Here is an 18,734-nt window from a genome sequence, read left to right on the forward strand (position 1 = left end):
ACTATGAGTGGCTAACGAAACCTTCCATCAGCCTCAGTTCAAGCATTGTTGAGGCCGATCGCTTTTGGGCGGAACAGGCGCACGTTTAGATAGACTCCCGCACCCACAACTCGGAGTCTCGAATGGCATCTTCACTCGTCAAGCTGAAACAGCAGATTGAGAAGCTTCAGAAACAGGCCGACGCCGTGCAGGCGACTGTTGTTGGGCGAATCAGGCGAGAGATCGACCAGCATGGCCTGACAGTCGAGCAGCTGTTCGGCTCGTCGAGCGCTGCGTCCGCCGGCGGCGGCAGGAAGGTGCAGTCGAAGAAGAGTGGTGCTGTAGGGGCCGGCAAACCGGACAAGTACGCTGACGATCAAGGCAACGGATGGCACGGCGTCGGCAAGCGCCCTCAGTGGCTCAAGGATGCACTTGAAGGTGGGCGTTCGCTTGACGATTTCCTGGTTGGCGCCAACAGGACTGCGCCCGCGGCCCGCAGGGCGGCCGCTTGGAAGAAGATGGCGCCGAAAACCAATGGCAAAGCCGTAGTCGCCAAGAAGACTGCCAACACTGCCAAGGCAGCGAAGCCTGCGGGCAAAGCGCCCGTGGCGAAGAATGCAAAGGCTATATCGGTCAAGAAAGCGGCGCGAGCCACGCCTGCGAAGAAGACCGGGGCGAAGGCCGTCGAGGCTGCCAACTCGTCGACAGCTTAGCTTTGCGGGGCGACTTTTTGGTCGACCGCGTCGCGCATGGCGATCTCACAACTGCTTGCGGGGCATCGGATCGGGCGCCGCCCCTAGTTTGCTAGTGGAGATCCCCTCCGCTCGATTCGACGCTAGCTGCTCTAAGTGCAGCCCGGTCGTCCCAAAGATTGATGATGCCAGGGGTAGAGATCTGCCAGAACGTCACGCTTGCCGTCTAGGCTGGTCTTCGTGACCACAGGGGAGAACACGATGAAGGCATCTTTTCGCCAGTGGTTCACATGGGCGCTGCTCGGCATGGGCTCAACAGCTTGCCTGGCTGCGGAGCCGCTGGATCAGGTGAACGCAGTGCTGTGGCAGCAGCGAAGCGTCGAGTACGCTGCCTCCACCCTTCAGGTGTACCGGCAGGCGACGCTGGCCCTTGAGGAGGCAGTTCGGACATGTGATCGCAAGAAGAACCGTCTCAAGGGATGTGTGCCAGTCGCGATGGAGCAGCTCAAGCTCCGCCCGGCTGAACTATCACGGATGAAGGCTGCCGTGATCCTGGATCTGGACGAGACAGCACTCGACAACTCGCCCTTCCAAGGTGAACTTCAACGCACAGGCGACGACTTCAATGCCGGCAAGTGGGCGCAGTGGGTCGAGCTTTCTGCGGAAAAGGACGCCAAGGCGCGATTCCATCGACTTTCGCTACCTGGCGCTGCCGAGTTCACACGCAGAGCCCAAGAGCTCGACGTCGACGTGTTCTACATCACCAACCGTGAATGCGCCGGCGAGGCCACGCGGGACAAGTGCCCCGCGCTCAAGCAGACGATGGCCCTGATGGAGCGGGAAGGCTTTGCCCGGGCGACGGACGAGAAGGCCTTCCTCTTCTCGACCGGCGGTGTGACGGACAAGACCATCCGCAGGGAGAGTGTGGCCAACCTCCCCAGGCGGATCGTCATGCTCGTCGGCGACGACCTGGGCGACTTCGTCGGTTCGAAGCTTCGCGGAGACCTCCGCGCGGGCAAGAAAACGGACGAGAAAAAGGCCGACTTGGTGCACGTCGGTGAGCAGTGGGGGCGCAAGTGGTTCGTCGTGCCCAATCCCACCTACGGTTCCTGGGAGCGCTACTTGGCCAGCGCCGCGAATGAGACCTGTCCGAAGGCCATGGATTCAAGTGCTGAGGCCCAGTTCGCCGCGCGTACTGCATGCCGCCTCATCAAGGCGAGAGCCAAGGATGGTTTGGTGCAGTCGATGACGGAGGTGACTCTGCGAGTCGCCACCTGGAACCTCGGGTGGCAAGTGGCGAAGGCCGAGCTCGATCCGTGGATCGCCACCTGCTCGAAGATGTACGTGAAGAACGCGACGACCAAAGCCTGGGATCCCGTTCCCGACGGCACCGCTGGCGCGACCCTTGGGTGGCTCATCAGCGAGTCGCGGGCCGTGATTGTCGGCAACGACCTGTCCGTCATGCCGCCCTGCAACACGTACCAGGATGCAGCGCGCAAGGGCATCGCGGTCACGCCGCCGGCCTACGAGAAGCGAAATCGGCAGATCGCGGAAATCCTCTCCCGCGATGTCAAGGCAGATGTCATTGCCTTCCAGGAAGTCTCCGGCGTCGCCGCGGTGCGCGAGGCGCTGGGGACGGCGGCAGATGACTACAACGTCTGTTCCTTCGAGCCCAAGTTCAAGATTCAGCGCTTGGCCTTTGCTTGGCGCAAGAGCTTCGGCCCAGCCGTGGAGGCTTGCTCGGACATTGCTGCGTTCACCATCCCCACGCTTCCACCTCAGGAGCAGGTGCGACCGGGGTTTGCGGTCACGTTAAAGATCGGCGGCAAGGCGATCCGGTTCCTGACGGTCCACCTGAAATCCAGCTGCGTGTCACCGCTGGACAGGGATAAGAAGAGCATGGATGACGACGAGGCATCTAAGGACTGCAAGGTTCTTCAACAGCAGGTGCAGCCGCTGGAGGACGTCTTTGAGCATCTCGCCGATGGCGTTGACAACTTCGTCGTGCTGGGCGACTTCAACCGAAACCTCTGGCACGAGGCGAACAAGGTCGTCGGCGCCGAGGCGGCGCGGAGCGACCAGTCGACCGATCTGCAAAGTCCGCGACCTGCCAATGTGCGGGCGCGCAACCTCCTACTCGAGGTGAACGACGGCAAGCCGGCGGGTTCGAAGGCAGTGCTGCTTGCAGCGCACTGCCCGGGCGACGCTGCAGTTCAGGCAGCGTGTGAGAAGTCCAAGACTGCCGTCCTCACGTCAGCTGAGTCCGGACTCCTGACGAAGGCAACGGGGCTTGGCTGTCGAAACCCCGTTGGCCTCGACCACGTGCTGGTGTCGGAGAGCCTGGCTCGCGCCGTGGGCTCCATCTCCAAAGTGTCTATCGGCGCGCTGGGCGGATCGAAGTCGCCCAACCCGCCCAGCTTCCCGGAGCCCCTGCTTGCGACCTCAGATCATTGCCCAACGGTGGTTGAGCTAGCGTGGTAACGCCACCCACGGCGGTGGGCATCGCAGTAAGCGTGGCCTCACGGCCCTCTACCGTGGCGGTGGTGTCGTGAGCAAGATCGGCTGATCCTGCGCACGCCGAGATGGTGTGCATCAGGCATCGCTAACGCACACCATGGCCGATCAAGACACACCCTCCAAGCGCCGCAGGCGCGACCACAGCCCCGAGCTCAAGCGCGAGTTGGTCCGGCAATGCCTGCTGCCCGGTGCTTCGGTCTCCAGCATCGCGATGGCCCACGGCATCAACGCCAACCTGGTGTTCAAGTGGCGCCGTGAACATCGCGCTGTCGAGGCCACTGGCTTAGGACCTGCGCAAGCGTCGGCGCCGCAGCTGCTGCCGATCACGCTCGCCTCGGCCACGCCGAGCGACCCGGTGTCGGCACCTCCCGTGCCCACATCGTGCGCGACCCGCACCACCGCCGGCAGCATAGAACTTGACTTCGCTGGTGCCCGGCTGCGACTGCGAGGCGCCGTCGACCAGGAGAGTCTTGTGGCGCTGCTCTCTGCGTTGCGCAGCCTCGCATGATCGGCCTGCCATCGGGCACGCGTGTGTGGCTCGTCGCCGGCCATACCGACATGAGGAAGGGCTTCGACGGTCTGGCCGCCGTGGTGCAGACGGCATTGGCGGAGAACCCGTTCGACGGCCATGTGTTCGTGTTCAGGGGGCGGCGCGGCGACATCATCAAGGTGCTGTGGTTCGACGGCCAGGGATTGATGCTGCTGGCCAAGCGCCTGGAGCGCGGTCGCTTCGTCTGGCCCCAGGCCGTCGACGGGCGCGTTGCACTGTCCGCAGCCCAGCTGTCGATGCTGCTGGAAGGCATCGACTGGCGCATGCCTACTCGCACGAGCTCACCCCAATTGGCTGCGTAGGTGATGCCTTCTCGGGAGTGATCCCGATGCCAACACGGGTGACCCTGTCGCACACTGAGGTCCGTGCCGCAAGACACCGACCCGATCAGCCAACTGCCCGACGACGCGCAGCTGCTCAAGCAGCAATTGCGCGTCAGCGCCAACGAGGTGCAGCGGCTCAAGCTGATGGTCGACAAGCTCAAGCTGCAACTGGCACGCCGCACGCGCGCGCAGTTCGGCGTCTCCAGCGAGCGATTCGATCTGCAGGCCAGCCTCATCGAGCCGGTGGCGTTGGAGCAGCTGCCCGTGCGCAAGCCCAACACGCCGGCCGCCAATGCAGGCAGCGTCGACCGCAGCTTGCCGGAACACCTGCCTCGCGAACAGCGCGAGATTCGTCCTGACACCAGCGCTGCGCATCACGACGCTGCCGGCCAGTCCTGCGGCTGCACCGCCTGCGGTGGCCGGCTGCGCAGCATCGGCGCCGACGTGTCTGAGCACCTGGAGTACGTGCCGGCTCGCTTCAAGGTCATCCGCACCGTCAGGCCCAAGTTGGCGTGCACGAAGTGCGAAGCCATCTTCCAGGCCAGTGCACCAAGTCGACCGATCGCGCGAGGCCTGGCAGGGCCGGCGCTGCTGGCCCATGTGGCGGTGTCCAAGTATTGCGATCACTCACCCCTGCACCGCCAGAGCCGCATCTACGCTCGCGAAGGCGTCGAGATCGATCCCAGCACGATGGCCGGCTGGGTGGAGCAGCTTCACACCTTGTTCGATCCCTTGCTTGCGGCACTGGGCCGTCACGTTCTGCACGCGGCCAAGGTGCACGCAGACGACACGCCGGTCAAGGTGCTGGCGCCAGGCGAAGGCAAGACCCGCACCGGCAGGCTGTGGGTTTATGTGCGCGACGACCGGCCCTCGGGCGACAGCGCGCCGCCGGCCGTCTGGTTCCGCTACTCGGCCGACCGCAAGGGCGAGCACCCGCAGCGCCACCTGCGTGACTTCCGAGGCATCCTGCAGGCCGATGCCTACGGTGGCTGGAACGCGCTCTACGACGGTGGCCACGTGGTCGAAGCGGCATGCTGGGCTCACGCGCGACGGCCGTGGTGGGACCTGTACGAACAGCACCGTGACGACACCGGACTGGCGGCGCAGGCGCTGCAACACATCCAAGGGCTGTATGCCGTCGAAGCCGACATCCGAGGTCGTCCACCGGAGGTGCGACGCCAGCAGCGCCAGGCGCGGGCCGGCCCCTTGCTGGAGAAGTTCCACCTCTGGCTGCAGGGCGTGCTGACCCAGGTGTCGACGAAGTCGGAGTTGGCCAAGGCCGCCCGCTACAGCCTGGCGCGCTGGAAGGCGTTGACGCGCTACGTGGACGACGGTCGCATCGAGATCGACAACTCAGCGGCCGAGCGCGCGCTGCGCGGCGTTGCGCTCGGGCGCGGCAACTACCTGTTCATGGGCTCGAACGCGGGTGGAGAACGCGCGGCGTCGATGTACAGCCTGATCGAGACCGCCAAGCTCAACGGGCTCGATCCCGAGGCCTATCTGCGCGAGGTGCTGGAGCGGATCGCCGACCATCCGGTGAACCGCATCGACGAGCTGCTGCCGTGGTCGATCGCAGCGCAGCACACGCTTGCACGCGCTGCCTGAAGTCCAGCGGGCTGCGGCCCTGGCAACATTCATCCATGGCTGAAGACGACATCGCCTCGCGCATGGTCGAGGCACTGCAAGACGCGCCGAGCATGCAGCTGTACCAGATGCGCGCGCTCATCGATGTGCTGCTGGACGACCCCAAGCGCGAGATGGCGGCGCGCATGAAGCTGCACTTGGGGCAGGCCGTGCAGTTCATCGACCATCGCACCGGGCAGGTCCGCCACGGCAAGCTCATCGCGCGGCACGACAAGCAGGCGACCGTGCTCGAAGAAGAAGTGCGCCGAACCTGGAAGATTCCGTACGTCGCGATCGACAGCCTCACGACTGAACCCGGAGTGCAGGCCTACGAGCCGCCGCCGGAGCCTGCCGTGCAGACGGCGAACGCCGCCTTCAAGGTCGGCGACAAGGTCACCTTCGACGACGCCAAGGGGACGGCGCTGGTCGGCATCGTTACTCGGGTCAACCGGCGCACCGCGACGCTGCAAGCCATGGACGGCCGCAACTGGCGCGTCGGCTTCGAACTGCTGCGTCACGTCCTCGACGTCTAGGTCAAGAGGGTGGTGAGGCGACGCTTACGCATCGCATGGCGTTGTCCAAGGACCTAAGGTCTGCGGCGAGCGTCGTGGCTACCTTTCCGGTGGCCAGTGGATGATTTGCCAGCGAAGGTCCACTTGAGTTTTGGCGGCGACGATTGCTCGAGCCTCGTGTTCAAAGTCGTCGAAGAATGTGCGTAGCGGCTCATACGACTCCATGGCGGTGGCGGGATCAATGACGATGAACTTCGTGCTGTCAAACTTCCCGTCGCCGACCGCGCCGATCAGAAGTCGCGCGTGCGAGCTCAGGCCATCGCCGGTGCTGACCCAGATCGGTCCGGCGAACTTGAGCCAATCGAGAAACGCTTCCAGCATGTAGCTGGCTGGCGGCTCGGCCACCAGCCCGGCCGCCGCGACGAACCGAAGTTCCTGCCCTCCCGGCAGTCCCGATCCCGCACGTTGCAAACCCGCCCAGGGCTCGCCCAGCGCAGCGACCGCTTGTTGTTCCGTAAGGGTGCGCGACAGTTTCCAGCTCAACAGCATGGCGTACACAGCGGCCCAGCAATTCATGGGTCCGGTCTGGCGTAACACCGGCACGGCGTGCCGAACAATGTCGGGCCCAAGTCGATCCTTGCGGCGTAGCCAATGGACACCGCCCGCTGCGAGGAGAGCTGCAGCAGCCGCTATCGAGCCGATGACGCGACGTTTCACTCAGTCCGCGACGACAAGAACGGGTTTGCCAGGCTCGATGAGCCGAGCCCGACTGATGGTTCCGGTGGCTGGCAGCCCGACCCCCTCATAGGCGGCCAGAGCCATGTCGTCGCGGATGCCCCAATAGAGGTGCTTGCCTGTCACGCTGGATTCGCTGGCGGCGGCGCCACTGAGGCCCAGTCGTGCTGCCACCTGCTTCGTCATGTCGGCGCGAATCGCAGCATCGACGGATCCTCGGTAGCGAATCATGTAGGTCACGTCGGCCGCGACCACGGACTTGACCATGGAAACCTGCGCGCCATTGGCACGGCGAAGCTTGATGGCATCTCGGCATTCCGGGGTACGACTCTTGACGCCCGACATGACAGCGTCGTCAGGGAGCTCATTGAGCGCCACGTTTGCCATGGTGACGCCAATGCTCTCGACCGAGCTACCTTGCACCGACCCGGAGACCGACTTCACGTAGTCCGCGGCCAGGTCGAAGCTACCCTCCAGCGATGAAGATTTCATTGAGGTCGTCGATGCCGACTTCACCAGCTTATTGGCGATCTCGGCGCCAAAGGCGTTCTGCGCTGTGCAGATAATTCCGACCACAAGCGGATCCTGTTGCTTGACCATGATGACAGTGCCGGGCGGGAGGAGTGTCGATGGCGGCTGAATCTCGCTGAAGCCGAACTCTTTGAGCTGCTCCCGGATCGGCTGGCTGCAGCTCGACAGGAGCAGCGTCGCCGCAAGCAGAGCCAACACCAAGTTGCGCGGTCGTTGTGGTTGCATCGGATCTACCTATCCAAAAATCAGCTTCATCTGGCAACGCTTGCCTGCCCTTCAGCGCCGACGCAGTCGAGTCTCCGGCGCAATGCGAGAGCTGCGATCGAAGGGCAAGACCGGTCTCGCGGCGCGTTTTGCGCGTCTGCTTCGAGAGCAGGGGCTAAAGTGCTGGACCCGCGGCGCCAGGCTATTGGTCGGAGCCCCGTTGCGGGAAAACCAGTAGATCAGAGTTCGACCCGCTGGCAATTAGCAATTGGATTGGTGAGATCAAAGGACCGGAACGTATTCATATCAAGGGGATTCGCAGCGCCTCGACTCCAGCGCATCGCATTGATGAATTGGCCATGACCGAAAACCAGAATATCGGCCCGGCGGTGGTCCGCCCTGTCAGCGAACTTACGCGTAGCATCTTTGACTCGGACGATGAACTGCTCAAAGGACTCCGCGCCCTCACCGTCGATGAATTGCGGGTCCCCCCGGTTCCAATATTCCGCCACCCAACGGCGGCGATCCACCACCGTCGTACCGGCACAGCGCGTCGGACTGAGATAGGTGAATTCCTCGATAGGCCAGCTTTCCACCGGCACGCCAGGGAACCGGTCAATGGTCGGCGCCGCAGTAGCTTGGGCGCGAGTTGCGGGTGACGTGACGATCAGTGCCGGAGCCCTGCTCCAAGAAGCTGCGATCTGCTGAGCTTGCAGTCGCCCCAGCTCTGTCAGCCGAATGCCCAACGGATCTGTAGTGGCCGCCCCAGCGTTTGCGGTACTTTCACCATGTCGCACGCAAATCAGGCTCAAGCGCTACTCCTTCGCGAAGTTATGACAAGATTCGAACACAGGCTCTTGGCCTCACCATGAGGCTGATGGCCTATTCAAACACGAGCGGTGAACTAGTCGCATTGTCCAGTACGGGTCAACCTGTTAGTATCAAGCTGTCTTTCAAGGAACCGACATGCCCTCATTAAAAGATTTGCTGGCTCAACGTGCCGCGTTGGAAGCTCAGATTGCAGAGACGCAAGCCAGCGAGCGAGCGAATGCTGTGGCCAAGGTCAAATCACTGATGGAAGACTATGGCCTGACCCTCGCAGACCTTGCAGTCAAGGCTGGCGCTCGTAAGACTACCAAATCAAGCGTTGCGGCAAAGTATAGGAACCAAGCTACCGGCGAAACCTGGAGCGGACGAGGCCTTCAGCCAAAGTGGCTGAAAGCAGCAATTGCTGGCGGCGCTACCCTGGACCAATTCAAGATCTGAGGCATCGACCTTGGTAATGAAGCCGCCCGTTGGGCGGCTTTTTTTGTGCGCAATAGAGCGGCAGTCGGCACAAGCGCAACTGCCCGTGCTCTAGCACGGCACGTTGTGCCTGCTGCGTAACGTGGGCAGTCACTTGGAATACTCAGCCCTACCTCAACTAGGTCGTTTGGTAGGGGGTTGCTGAAGGCGTCTCGTCAACCGAAGTTCAGCGGCAAGGAGCTAGAGCGAGAGAACCGCGAACTTCGTGAGGACGACGAGATCCTGAAGCTGGCCAGCGCCTTTTCGCCCAGGCAGAGCTCGACCGCCGCATCAAGTCCTGAAGGCCTTCGTCGATCAGCATCGCCAGCAATTCGGCGTCGAGTCGATCTGTCGCATTGTCAGATCGCTCCATCGGCGTACTGGCGGCATGCGGCCCGTCAGCGCAACCCGGCGCTGTGCTTGCGTCGCGCGCAGCGCGCTTCTCCCGGGTGCGCGGATTCTTCTCTATTGACTTGGTACGGAAAGCGGGTTGCAGGTCAGTGTTCGGTGCTACCTGACGTCCATCTCAGCGAAGTTGAGGATGACCTGCGGAGGTGAAGTTCATACAGTCGCGCTCCGTACGCGTACATCCAGTTGCGTCAACGCGGCAATTCTATTCAATTGCTGAACAAATCTACCTTGCCCCAATAGCCCTCGGAGGAAAGCAATGATTACTGGTCCAGTGTGGAACGAGCAAGAATTGAAGGACGACACCACGATCGCCTTTCCAACAATTATTGCGCTCGGAGACTCGTGGTTTTGGTACCTCAAGAATAACGTTGCGACGCCGCTCCACAGCATTCTCAACAAGAGGATGGATCACATAATACTGGTCCGCGGGGCGAACGGCGCGGAAGCGCAGGAATACACGAGCGGCGTTATCTTCCAAACGTTGGAACGTGACCTCGATAAGACGCGGGGGTATGGCAAGACGATCAAGGCCGTCTTCCTTTCTGGCGGTGGCAATGATCTAGCCGGTCCGGAAGATTTCCTCCCGCTGCTCGAAGAAGACTGTTCAAAATTCAAAACTGCGGAAGCATGCCTTCGAATAAGACAGCCAGGCAAACTATTTGGCAAAGTCACAAGCGCTTTGGGGACCATCATCGAACTGGTCGAAAATAAGATTCCAGGCACACCTGTCTTCGCACACAGCTATGACTATGCAAATCCAAACGGGCTTGGCTTCTTTGGACTTGGGCAATGGCTGCGGTTTCCAATGGATCAATGCAAAGTGCCCCGATCTCTGCAACAAGATCTCATAAACCTGCTTATAGATCGTTACTGGGAAGCGATGGTAAAGCTGAGAAAACAGTTCCCACAACTGCAACTGATCGACCAGCGTGGCACATTGGGCCGCGACGAATGGGCCAACGAGCTCCACCCTACACCTGCTGGATTCAAAAAAATTGCCAAACGCTGGAAGCCGCAGCTTGAAGCCGCTGGCCTCGCATAGTTCCTCCGGCTTGACGTTTTTATCGTTCGCACCCCGAGTACACCGTTTCGAGCATCAGCTCATAGACGTTCGGGCATGCTCTTCTAGCTTTGCAGTCGCCGGTATCCACGACCCAGATTTTCGAAGGAGTGCCGGGCTGATTGCCCAACGTCCGCAGTAGCTCATCTGGAAGCGCCAGGCTCTCGACATCGCCGTCCTACTCATTGCCGATTTGCTGACCCGCACTCAACGCCGTTGGTGTCGGGGTTGCGAGCTCTGACGATCCAGCGCCTGTTCCCCCTCGTCGCGGTTGATGGTTCAAAGATCCTTTTCATGGTCCGACCGCCTGAGGCTCAGTGGCACGCTGCAGCGCAGGCGCATCATCCAATCCTCGGTCAGCCCCGACGCCGGCAACCTGGCAGCGTGCTTGGGGCTGAGCCCCGTAGCCGCAAACTACCTTGGCAGCCCTCCCCGCGCGCGCTCTCGGAAGCGGTGCTGGGTATAGACGGTGAGGACTGTTGAGAGACCGAGCATTCAGTGACGCTAGTCAGTTGAGATGATGACAGCCGGCGCGCCTTCAGATATACGTTGTTTTCGTAGTGTGAACAGGACGGCTGCCTTCTCAGCATGAGCAACACATGCCGAACTTCACCGTAGGTCACGAAAGCCCGGCTTGGTGGCGGCAAGGACTAGTTGCGTTCTTGCCAAAGGCCAAGACGCTTTTGCGAAGCAAATTTCCGTCAGTACGAGATTTTCACGAAGACTTGATCAGTGAGGCTGTCGTTGCAGCGGCGAACGCCTTAAGCAAAGAGGAGCGCCAAGGGATACCCGAAAGTTGGTTTGGCGCCGATTCGCCTTCCCCCGAGGATATAAGTCGCTTCGAAGGTTATTGTTTCACTGTATTGAATCGGCGGATCGCAGATCACTTTCGTCAACATTACCAGCGCTGGGCGAGTTTCGACGACAAGGATCCCTCGGAGGAACCTTCAGAACCATCACAACTGAGCTTTCCTGAGCTGATCGATCATCGACGCATGCTGCAAGGGATTATGGTAGCTATTGATGAACTTTCTCCAAGCGATAGAAACCTAATTCGAGAAGTAGCGCTTGGCGGGCATCAACGCCCGATGACAGATCGAGAACGACAACGCCTCAAGACATTGAGAGCCAGCCTATCAGCCACACTAATTAGAAAGTTCGGCAACGACGCCATGTCGCTAGTTCGAGCAATATAAATAGAGGAGAGGGGAGTGCGTCGCGACGAAATTCCATTTCTGCAGATCGTGCACTATTCAGATATGCACATTGTTGGCTCGCAGTTTCTTAAACAACGTCACGCGACGGCCAAGCTCTTTAAGCGTCTGCCACCAGAGTGGCAACAGGGGCTTGAAGGAGCAGATGTTTCAGCGCTCTATGCCTTTGAAGAATTCCTGCGCAATGAAATTAGCAAGGATTCCGATTGGGGTAGCGCACCATGCTGGCTTGTTGACACAGGAGATGGGACAACTTTTGGAGACGATGAGTCTTTAACTGATTGGCTCCAATGCTGGACCCCGAGATTCAAGGCGGCGTGTGGCCAGCAGACATCGCAGCTCGTCTTGTATGGAAACCACGATGCCTGGCCGGCGACCCATCCGCTGCTCGCCTGGAGAGGCAACGGCGGTCCCGCGCAGGCTATGACTCAGCAGCGCGATTCGCTGAGAAAGAGATGGTTTCCCAACCCATTGCCTGTTGCGCCACTTGCTGTCTCCGTTCCGAACTCCACCTCAGAGGTTCAGCTTTTTTCACTGAATTCTGTAGACCACGGGCTCTGGCCCGGCGTGTTGGCGCAAGGCCGGGTGCTTCCAGACCAATTTTGGAAGACCCCGCCGCCTATGGTGGGGCCAACAGCGGCCGACGATCTGGGCCGCCTGGCCCAAGCATGCAGTAGCGGATCTGGCGGCAGAGATCTGCGCATTTTGGCGATGCACTACCCTGTGGCGGCAGGAGCCGTACCAGGCAATCCGCGCTTTCAGCAAATCCTGACCAACCGTCAGAATTTCGGAAACGAGTTACTCACGACTCGCTTTCAGCAGCAGCCATTGATTCATTTGCACATTGGTGGCCACACTCACATCACCCATCCGTTCATAGGCTCGTTTCCCAACACTTCAGTCTCCGCAAACTACCCGCCATTGCCGGGAAGCAGTGTCCAGCACGTCACTGCTTCTACAAGTCAAAGGAACATAGCTGCAACTCCAGCCGCCAACCCAACATACGCAGAACGGTGCCAGGAAGACTTTCCGTATCAGTGCACAGTCTTTCGATTGAGCTCCAACAAACGTAATCCTAGAGAGGTAATCGTGAGACGAGCCATTGCCGGATGCCAACCAGGTGGTGCGTTTGGCTTTTTGCCGTTGGCGCCGGGAAGTGCCCGCGCGTACGAAAAGCTATCGTTCGTTCTTTAGGGCAACGCTGAACAAGTCCCTCGCGCGCAGCGCATCCCTGCTTTGGGCGGCCTGCGGCGTTGCAACTCCTCGCCATGGCCCAGCTATGTCTCCGGTTTGCGCCTTGCAGTCCATCCCAAACCAGGGCGCGCTGCATCGCGGGGACTTATTCAGCGTCGCCTTAGGCCGGCCCTATCTGGCAGAGGCTTGGACGCAGTCTCCAAAAATCGCTCGAATGTCGAGAGGCTCCAAAGGCCTGCGTCTGCCTCCGCATTGGCTTTGCGCAGAAGGTCTTTAAGCATTGAGACTCTGATTTTTAGTCCAAGGGGGAGGACAACGTAGTCCGTCGTCTGTGGTCTCTCGGCCAGTTGCTCAAACACATCCTTCACGATGGCCTGAACTTGAACCGCTTCGACACCAAAGTGAGCAATCCCCTCCCAAAACGGGGTCCACCGTTGCTCCTCCACTGGCACAAGGTTATGCCTTCCGACCAGTCCGCCATCGGCTGAAAGTCGCATCTGCCTGAGCAAGCCACTCCAAAGACCGTCTGCAAACTCCGCTGCGAGCGTCTTTACAAGCTCCCGGTCAATTTGCGTCGCAACTGCCTCTTCTAAGACAGGCTCAAGCCCTTTGAAGACACGGGCGCGCGGCAAGCCAGGACCGGGCACGGCAGGTTCCTCCGCCCTAAGCGCTACTCCGTAGCTCAGCGCCTCCTCTGAGGCCAGCAACGCTCGTACCCCCTCGAACTCCTTAGCAAAGAGGTCGGTTGCCGCGCTTGCCGTCGCTCGCTTCAGCGACTGCTCGATCCATTCTTCCGCGATAGGAACCGTCAGCGTCCGCAATTCAGCGTAGAGGTCGCGGTCTGCTCGCGCCCGTTCTACATCGTGCACCCGAAGTCCCATCACGCACTCCTTCAGTTGAGTGCATGAGTAGTCGGCCAACGAGCGACTTCGTGATGTGCAGAGCGCAAGAAAGTCTGTTGCAGTGCGCAAAAAGTTGATATAACGACGTTATACAACGCGAGATGCTCATGAACGCCCATAGTGCCCCCTCGTCCGGCCAACCGCCCTTCCTGATCGATCGAGCGATCTCGGCGATGCGTGAGCTCGCGTCCCAGGTGCCTCACAGGCCAATACAGCAGACCCAGCTCCTTGCACTCCAGATCGCAAGTTGGATGCACCTTTCACAGGTTGGAAAGATCGAGGAGCCCAACCTTCAGTTCAACCGAACGGACGTACATATGAATGCCATTCCTTCCATTCTGGAAGGATTAGCAAAATCACTCCTGCACGAAGCAGACAGACAAATATTCAAAGCTAGACATATAGGTTTATATGAAGATAGGGAGCTGTTTTCGGTGCTGGAATGCGCGGAAGATCTCATCCGATGCAATATGTTCAGCAGAATCTATAGCGCCGAACATTTGAGCGCATTGGCAACTTTCTCGGCAACACTAGAAGTAACAAGCCTTCGCCTTCCATCCGAGCTAAGCCAACTCCTAGTGACCCTTGCCGCGCCAGCGGCAGGCACAGAGATGCTTATATGCTACGACGACACTCTTTCCAAGGGGCTCATAGCTGCTGCCGTCGCCGAACAGGCTCACATACATGTTGAAACACCGGACCCCACTTTACCTTGGGTCTTTAAGCTGGCTTCAGCATCAAACTTTTCCATTGCTTCTCACGACCCACTACTCGACGTCAGCCCAGACGACGGCGATTTAGCCCATTTCCACTGTGGAATAATTTCCGCCCCCATGGGAAAGAGGTACCCCACGGAATCAATGCATCGTCGATACCAAGTCCCGTCGACTGATAGCTCCATTTTGGGGATTCAGCATGCCCTATCGAAGATCAGCGGGCGTACGGTTGCGCTCGTTCCCAACAATCTGCTGTTCGCATCAGGTGATGCCAATAACCTGCGATCTTACTTGCTTAGGCAAAAACTGCTCTTTGCGGTCATCTCCCTGCCCACTGCATTGCTACAAAGCACAAGTGTCGAATTTTCCATATTGATTCTTCAGCACAATTCCGAATCGGTGGTATTTATTGAGGGCTCAACCGAGGAATTCTTCAATCGTGATGGTCGTGGACGTTCCACACTTAATGGCTGGCCTCTTCTCGTCGAAATCTTTCGGGACCCATCGGCTTGGCCGACACATGCCTCGGCCGTTGCGCACGACGCGCTCGAAGCATCCGGTCAAGCGCTGCTCCCACGCCGCCATATTGGCGCAAAAAGAACACCTCCGACAAGAGGCAGACAAGTACGCGAATTAGGGGAGCTGGTCTCAATACATCGGCCACGACCACGCGTAGCAAGCGAAGAAACCACCCCAGTCTTTGAAGTCGGCCCTAGTGATTTTCCAAAGTTTGGAAAACTCACGGAGTCATCAAGACGCGTAGACGCACCGACGGCCGACTTGTCTAAAGCGCTTATACAGCCGAATGACATTCTCCTTGCGGCAAAGGGAGCGATTGGCAAGGTTGCTATGGCCGGCCGCATTTGCGCTCCCCTACCAATGGTCGTAAGTCAAGCCTGCGTCATTCTTCGTCCCCATCCGCGCAGTCGACTACCCCCTGAAATTCTCTTTGCCTACCTTCGATCAAATTTAGGCCAGGATCTACTCCTTCAAAGGCGAACGGGAAATACCGTCCCCAATCTACTAGCAAAGGACATCAGCAGCTTGCCAGTAGAAATCCCGTCAGATGCGGAGTGCGACGACATACGCAATCTCCTGGAGCGTCAGGAGATCTTGCAGTTTCAAGTCGACGTTCTTCTGCGGGAACAAGCAATGAACGGCGACTTAATTTGCCAGATATTCGAAGGGGGCCAATGATGAAAGATCTCAATGTCAGCAACTTGGCCGCGGTATTGGCGGCCATGGAGGCTCACCCCTTTCCGTCAATGCTTCTCGTCGCCGGGATAGTCGCCGGAATTTGGGCGTGGAGAAGGGGTCGCGATTAATATTTCCCAGTCGGCGCGCGCGCCTCGTAAGGCACCTTCTTGAACACCGGCCCAGACGTGATCAGGTTGGATCGCCAACTCAAACCGACTAGGGCATGGTCATTGCAGCCCAGTTACAGGGGTGTCTCTCGCGGCCGCTCAAAGGCAGGCAGACCCGGCTAGAGCGCTCATGGTCACCACGCTCAACTTGCGGCAGCCACTCCCTGACCGGCAATTCGCACCTCTCTTTGTGTGCGCCTGCGTGACGGATGCACGGGTTCAGTCGAGCCTGCCCGTCCCGCCGGTATACACAATAGTTCGGTTATCACTTTGCAGCCGAGCAGTAGGAGAGGGAATCGCCCAAGTGATGCTGGAAGCTCGAATCGGCATATATGACCGTGGCGCTGAGATAGGCGACGCCCCTCAACTTCTCAACATCATCTGATGCTCATCAATCTCCTAAATTCCAAGGTCTCAATCCTCCCGTCGTTCCATCGCTTGACGGCGGGATATGTACTCGACAAGAGCATCATTGACACGATTGATCAAGCAGATCGTGTCATATTCGAAAGAGATCTGGATCAGGCGCTGCGGTCGCCATCACTTACTAGCCTTCAGTTTTCGGCAACCCCCCCTAGCAAGCTTCCACCAAATCTTCAGAAAGTATGGACTGGCCCAGCTGTCGGGCTCGTCATGGCCGACCTTCTCAAGTACACCATAGCCGATATCGCCGCTCACATCGACAGCGCAATCGATCGATCTACTTTTCTGATTTTCAACAAGGACGGCGTTGACGAGCAGTTGTGGCGACGTGTCGATCCGACTAAACGTGGATGGCTTCAAGGGAGCGCGGAACTCATCCAGGCTATGACGCTATATCCCGACGACGAGCAATTGGCAGATCTCGCCTATAGCTGCGACGTCACACAGCGCGCCAAGGACTTCCGTGATGAACTGAGTGCTTGGCAGGGCAAGGACCCAGGCCGGCTTGGCTCGCTGATGGATCAGATTTACCAGCGAACGCCGGTTCGAGCTCAAGAGATGCTGCTAAAGCGGAATCAGGTGATGCTTCAGGCTGTGCTCCGCAGCGCCGCCGATCCAGAGCAAGCCACAGTATTCGTGATCGGTGCGGCGCACGTTGTAGGGGCGCAGGGACTACTACACGATTTAAACGCGCGAGGCCAGAAGTACCAGATTTTGTAAATAACGCGCAGAAGCGATCAGAGCTTCCTCCTGTGTTGGGCCTGCGAGTCCTCAGGGATCAGAACCTGCGCCCGAAATCCGTCCCCCAATGCGGGGTCGAAAACGCCCTCTCCGGCACGATGGTCCTCCTCCATCAGGCGCTCAAAATCGGGGCTACCGAACTCACGGCCCGCCGCTGGCATCCGGCCCAAAGTCGATCCTCCAGGGGGCTGAGCCAATTCCGCCTCAGCAAGGCTCGACTGACGACCGACTTTTGCTTGCGCATCGACGTCATTCAGCACTTCACACGCTTTCGATTGGACTTTGACTCTAGCCGCCGTCGACGCCTAAATTGGTTAAGCGCACGAGGGCTCGGCATGATCAGCTGCGATGTCATCCAATGGCGCCGGATTCGACGCAAGGTGCTTTTCGAGGGGAAGCCCATCGAGATGGTCGCCATGCAGGAATCGCTGACCGTAGAGGCGACGCGGGAGATGTTGACCCAACGGCCCAGGCCCAAAAGAGATCCCGGCAGGCGGGTTTCCCTGTTCTCCACTGTCATCCCCTATACGGGTCTGGCTCGAGGTGATCGGGAACTTCTGCAGTGGGCGCAATGGCTGTATTCGCTGGAGCAAGACGAGCTTGCATGCCCACCCTTCGGCGTCGAGCTCTCGCGGCACGGTGCCGCCGCACGCAAACGGATGCTGTCGGTTCTGGCCACCGAAGAAGGCTTCGGCCTCAAGGCCATCGCCAAGCATCTGGCCGTGTCACCCAATACAGTGATCCGCAGCCGCTTGTTGTACGAGCAGGGCGGTGTCGAGGCTCTGACCCATCAGAAGGTCCGGGCGCGGATGGCCGACGCAGACCATTACCGTGACGAGCTGTTCAAGCTGCTGCACGAGCCGCCGTCGCAGTCCGGCTTCAATCGGACCAGCTGGCGGATCGCCGACCTGCAAGAGGCCATGGCCAAGCGGGGCTTTCCGACCTGCAGGGCAGTCCTGAGGGAGGCGATCGAGAAGTCTGGCTTTCGCTGGCGAGCGGCTCGCGTCGTGCTGACGAGCACCGACCCGCAGTACCAGGAGAAGCTGAACAAGGTTCAAGACGTCCTCTCGCATCTGAAGGCGAACGAGGGCTTCTTCTCAATCGACGAGTACGGCCCGTTCTCAGTCAAAGCGATACCCGGTCGGTCTCTCGCCGCACCAGGTCAGCGACCGACCGTTCCGCAGTGGCAGAAGTCCCGCGGACGGCTCATCGTCACGGCTGCGCTGGAGCTGTCGAAGAATCAGGTGACCCACTTCTACTCCACCGCGAAGAACACAGCGGAGATGGTGAAGCTCATCGAGCGGCTGCTAGTCGACTACGCCGGCAAAAGGACGTTGTACCTGTCCTGGGATGCCGCCTCGTGGCACGATTCGAAGCAGCTGAAGAAGTTCATCGACAAGCACAACGACGGGAGCTCAGGCGGACCACGTCTTGAACTCGTGCCTCTGCCGGCCTCCGCCCAGTTCCTGAACGTCATCGAGTCCGTTTTCAGCGGCATGTCCAGGGCGATCATCCACAACAGCAACTACGGCACCCTGGACGAAGCCAAGGCCGCAATTGACCAGTACTTCTCCAGTCGCAACGAGCATTTCCGGAAGACCCCCAAACGAGCAGGCGACTGGATCTGGGGCAAGGAGCGAACTCCTTCGACATTTTCGTCATCAAACAACTGCAAGGACCCGGCCTATAGGTAGGTGGAGCGGAGCTGGGCGAACTGTCCATCCAAATTGTCGACTTGGCCGCTAAGCACGAGGTTCCC

17 protein-coding genes, 1 pseudogene and 1 other annotated feature are annotated in these 18,734 nt (G+C 59.6%); of the genes and pseudogenes, 14 read left to right on the forward strand and 4 right to left on the reverse strand.

What is annotated here, in order from left to right; translation table 11 throughout:
- Positions 1–122 precede the first annotated feature (122 nt).
- From ACG00Y_RS22605 to ACG00Y_RS22630, 6 genes are all read left to right on the forward strand, one after another.
- Positions 123–692 (forward strand): H-NS histone family protein, encoded by a 570-nt coding sequence (locus tag ACG00Y_RS22605; protein WP_394482811.1) that lies wholly within the window; start codon positions 123–125, stop codon positions 690–692.
- A 240-nt stretch (positions 693–932) separates the two neighbouring features.
- Positions 933–3,152, forward strand: a complete 2,220-nt coding sequence (locus tag ACG00Y_RS22610) for an HAD family acid phosphatase (RefSeq protein ID WP_394482813.1) — start codon at positions 933–935, stop codon at positions 3,150–3,152.
- A 133-nt stretch (positions 3,153–3,285) separates the two neighbouring features.
- Positions 3,286–3,696, forward strand: a complete 411-nt coding sequence (tnpA, locus tag ACG00Y_RS22615) for an IS66-like element accessory protein TnpA (RefSeq protein ID WP_394482815.1) — start codon at positions 3,286–3,288, stop codon at positions 3,694–3,696.
- Entirely contained in the window at positions 3,693–4,040 is a 348-nt protein-coding gene (gene tnpB / locus ACG00Y_RS22620) for an IS66 family insertion sequence element accessory protein TnpB (RefSeq protein WP_394482817.1), read from the forward strand. The genes tnpA and tnpB overlap by 4 nt, the downstream gene beginning before the upstream one ends.
- 54 nt (positions 4,041–4,094) lie before the next feature.
- The gene (gene tnpC / locus ACG00Y_RS22625; protein ID WP_394483041.1) at positions 4,095–5,666 is read left to right on the forward strand and encodes an IS66 family transposase; all 1,572 of its coding nucleotides are present in this window, start codon (positions 4,095–4,097) and stop codon (positions 5,664–5,666) included.
- 35 nt (positions 5,667–5,701) lie between these two features.
- Entirely contained in the window at positions 5,702–6,217 is a 516-nt protein-coding gene (locus tag ACG00Y_RS22630) for a hypothetical protein (protein ID WP_394482819.1), read from the forward strand.
- A gap of 78 nt (positions 6,218–6,295) precedes the next feature.
- On the opposite strand, the gene ACG00Y_RS22635 is transcribed toward ACG00Y_RS22630, so the two are convergent.
- The 3 genes from ACG00Y_RS22635 to ACG00Y_RS22645 form a co-directional block, all read right to left on the reverse strand.
- The gene (locus ACG00Y_RS22635) at positions 6,296–6,913 is read right to left on the reverse strand and encodes a papain-like cysteine protease family protein (RefSeq protein WP_394482821.1); all 618 of its coding nucleotides are present in this window, start codon (positions 6,911–6,913) and stop codon (positions 6,296–6,298) included.
- Positions 6,914–7,687, reverse strand: coding sequence for a hypothetical protein (locus ACG00Y_RS22640; RefSeq protein ID WP_394482823.1), 774 nt, complete (start codon positions 7,685–7,687; stop codon positions 6,914–6,916).
- Positions 7,688–7,905: 218 nt separating this feature from the next.
- Positions 7,906–8,478, reverse strand: coding sequence for a histidine phosphatase family protein (locus ACG00Y_RS22645; protein ID WP_394482824.1), 573 nt, complete (start codon positions 8,476–8,478; stop codon positions 7,906–7,908).
- A gap of 154 nt (positions 8,479–8,632) precedes the next feature.
- Here ACG00Y_RS22645 and ACG00Y_RS22650 point away from each other — a divergent pair, with 154 nt between their 5' ends.
- The 5 genes and pseudogenes from ACG00Y_RS22650 (at position 8,633) to ACG00Y_RS22670 (ending at position 12,829) form a co-directional block, all read left to right on the forward strand.
- A complete protein-coding gene (locus ACG00Y_RS22650; RefSeq protein WP_394482826.1) occupies positions 8,633–8,932 on the forward strand; it encodes an H-NS histone family protein in 300 nt (99 codons plus the stop codon).
- A gap of 213 nt (positions 8,933–9,145) precedes the next feature.
- A pseudogene (locus tag ACG00Y_RS22655) lies at positions 9,146–9,388 on the forward strand (IS3 family transposase); the annotation flags it as partial.
- Positions 9,208–9,322, forward strand: a sequence feature (AL1L pseudoknot). Its footprint overlaps the pseudogene before it by 115 nt.
- Before the next feature lie 262 nt (positions 9,389–9,650).
- Positions 9,651–10,403, forward strand: a complete 753-nt coding sequence (locus tag ACG00Y_RS22660) for an SGNH/GDSL hydrolase family protein (RefSeq protein WP_394482828.1) — start codon at positions 9,651–9,653, stop codon at positions 10,401–10,403.
- Between the two features lie 617 nt (positions 10,404–11,020).
- Positions 11,021–11,617: a sigma-70 RNA polymerase sigma factor region 4 domain-containing protein gene (locus ACG00Y_RS22665; protein WP_394482830.1), complete on the forward strand. Its 597-nt coding sequence runs from the start codon at positions 11,021–11,023 to the stop codon at positions 11,615–11,617.
- A 15-nt stretch (positions 11,618–11,632) separates the two neighbouring features.
- Complete coding sequence (locus tag ACG00Y_RS22670; RefSeq protein ID WP_394482831.1) at positions 11,633–12,829, forward strand: metallophosphoesterase; 1,197 nt, start codon at positions 11,633–11,635, stop codon at positions 12,827–12,829.
- A 149-nt stretch (positions 12,830–12,978) separates the two neighbouring features.
- Here the strand turns inward: ACG00Y_RS22670 and ACG00Y_RS22675 are convergent, their stop codons facing one another.
- On the reverse strand, positions 12,979–13,710 hold the full coding sequence (locus ACG00Y_RS22675; protein WP_394482833.1) for a hypothetical protein: 732 nt from the start codon (positions 13,708–13,710) through the stop codon (positions 12,979–12,981).
- A gap of 122 nt (positions 13,711–13,832) precedes the next feature.
- Here ACG00Y_RS22675 and ACG00Y_RS22680 point away from each other — a divergent pair, with 122 nt between their 5' ends.
- The 3 genes from ACG00Y_RS22680 to ACG00Y_RS22690 all read left to right on the forward strand — a co-directional run bounded on the left by ACG00Y_RS22680 (position 13,833) and on the right by ACG00Y_RS22690 (position 18,669).
- Positions 13,833–15,644, forward strand: a complete 1,812-nt coding sequence (locus ACG00Y_RS22680) for an N-6 DNA methylase (RefSeq protein WP_394482835.1) — start codon at positions 13,833–13,835, stop codon at positions 15,642–15,644.
- Positions 15,645–16,195: 551 nt separating this feature from the next.
- Positions 16,196–16,954 (forward strand): TraB/GumN family protein, encoded by a 759-nt coding sequence (locus ACG00Y_RS22685; protein WP_394482837.1) that lies wholly within the window; start codon positions 16,196–16,198, stop codon positions 16,952–16,954.
- Between the two features lie 356 nt (positions 16,955–17,310).
- Positions 17,311–18,669 carry an IS630 family transposase gene (locus ACG00Y_RS22690; protein ID WP_394482839.1) on the forward strand — a complete coding sequence of 453 codons (1,359 nt, stop codon included), beginning with the start codon at positions 17,311–17,313 and terminating at the stop codon, positions 18,667–18,669.
- Positions 18,670–18,734 lie beyond the last annotated feature (65 nt).

Source organism: Pelomonas parva, assembly GCF_043555835.1.
GTDB classification, from domain to species: domain Bacteria; phylum Pseudomonadota; class Gammaproteobacteria; order Burkholderiales; family Burkholderiaceae_C; genus Pelomonas; species Pelomonas parva.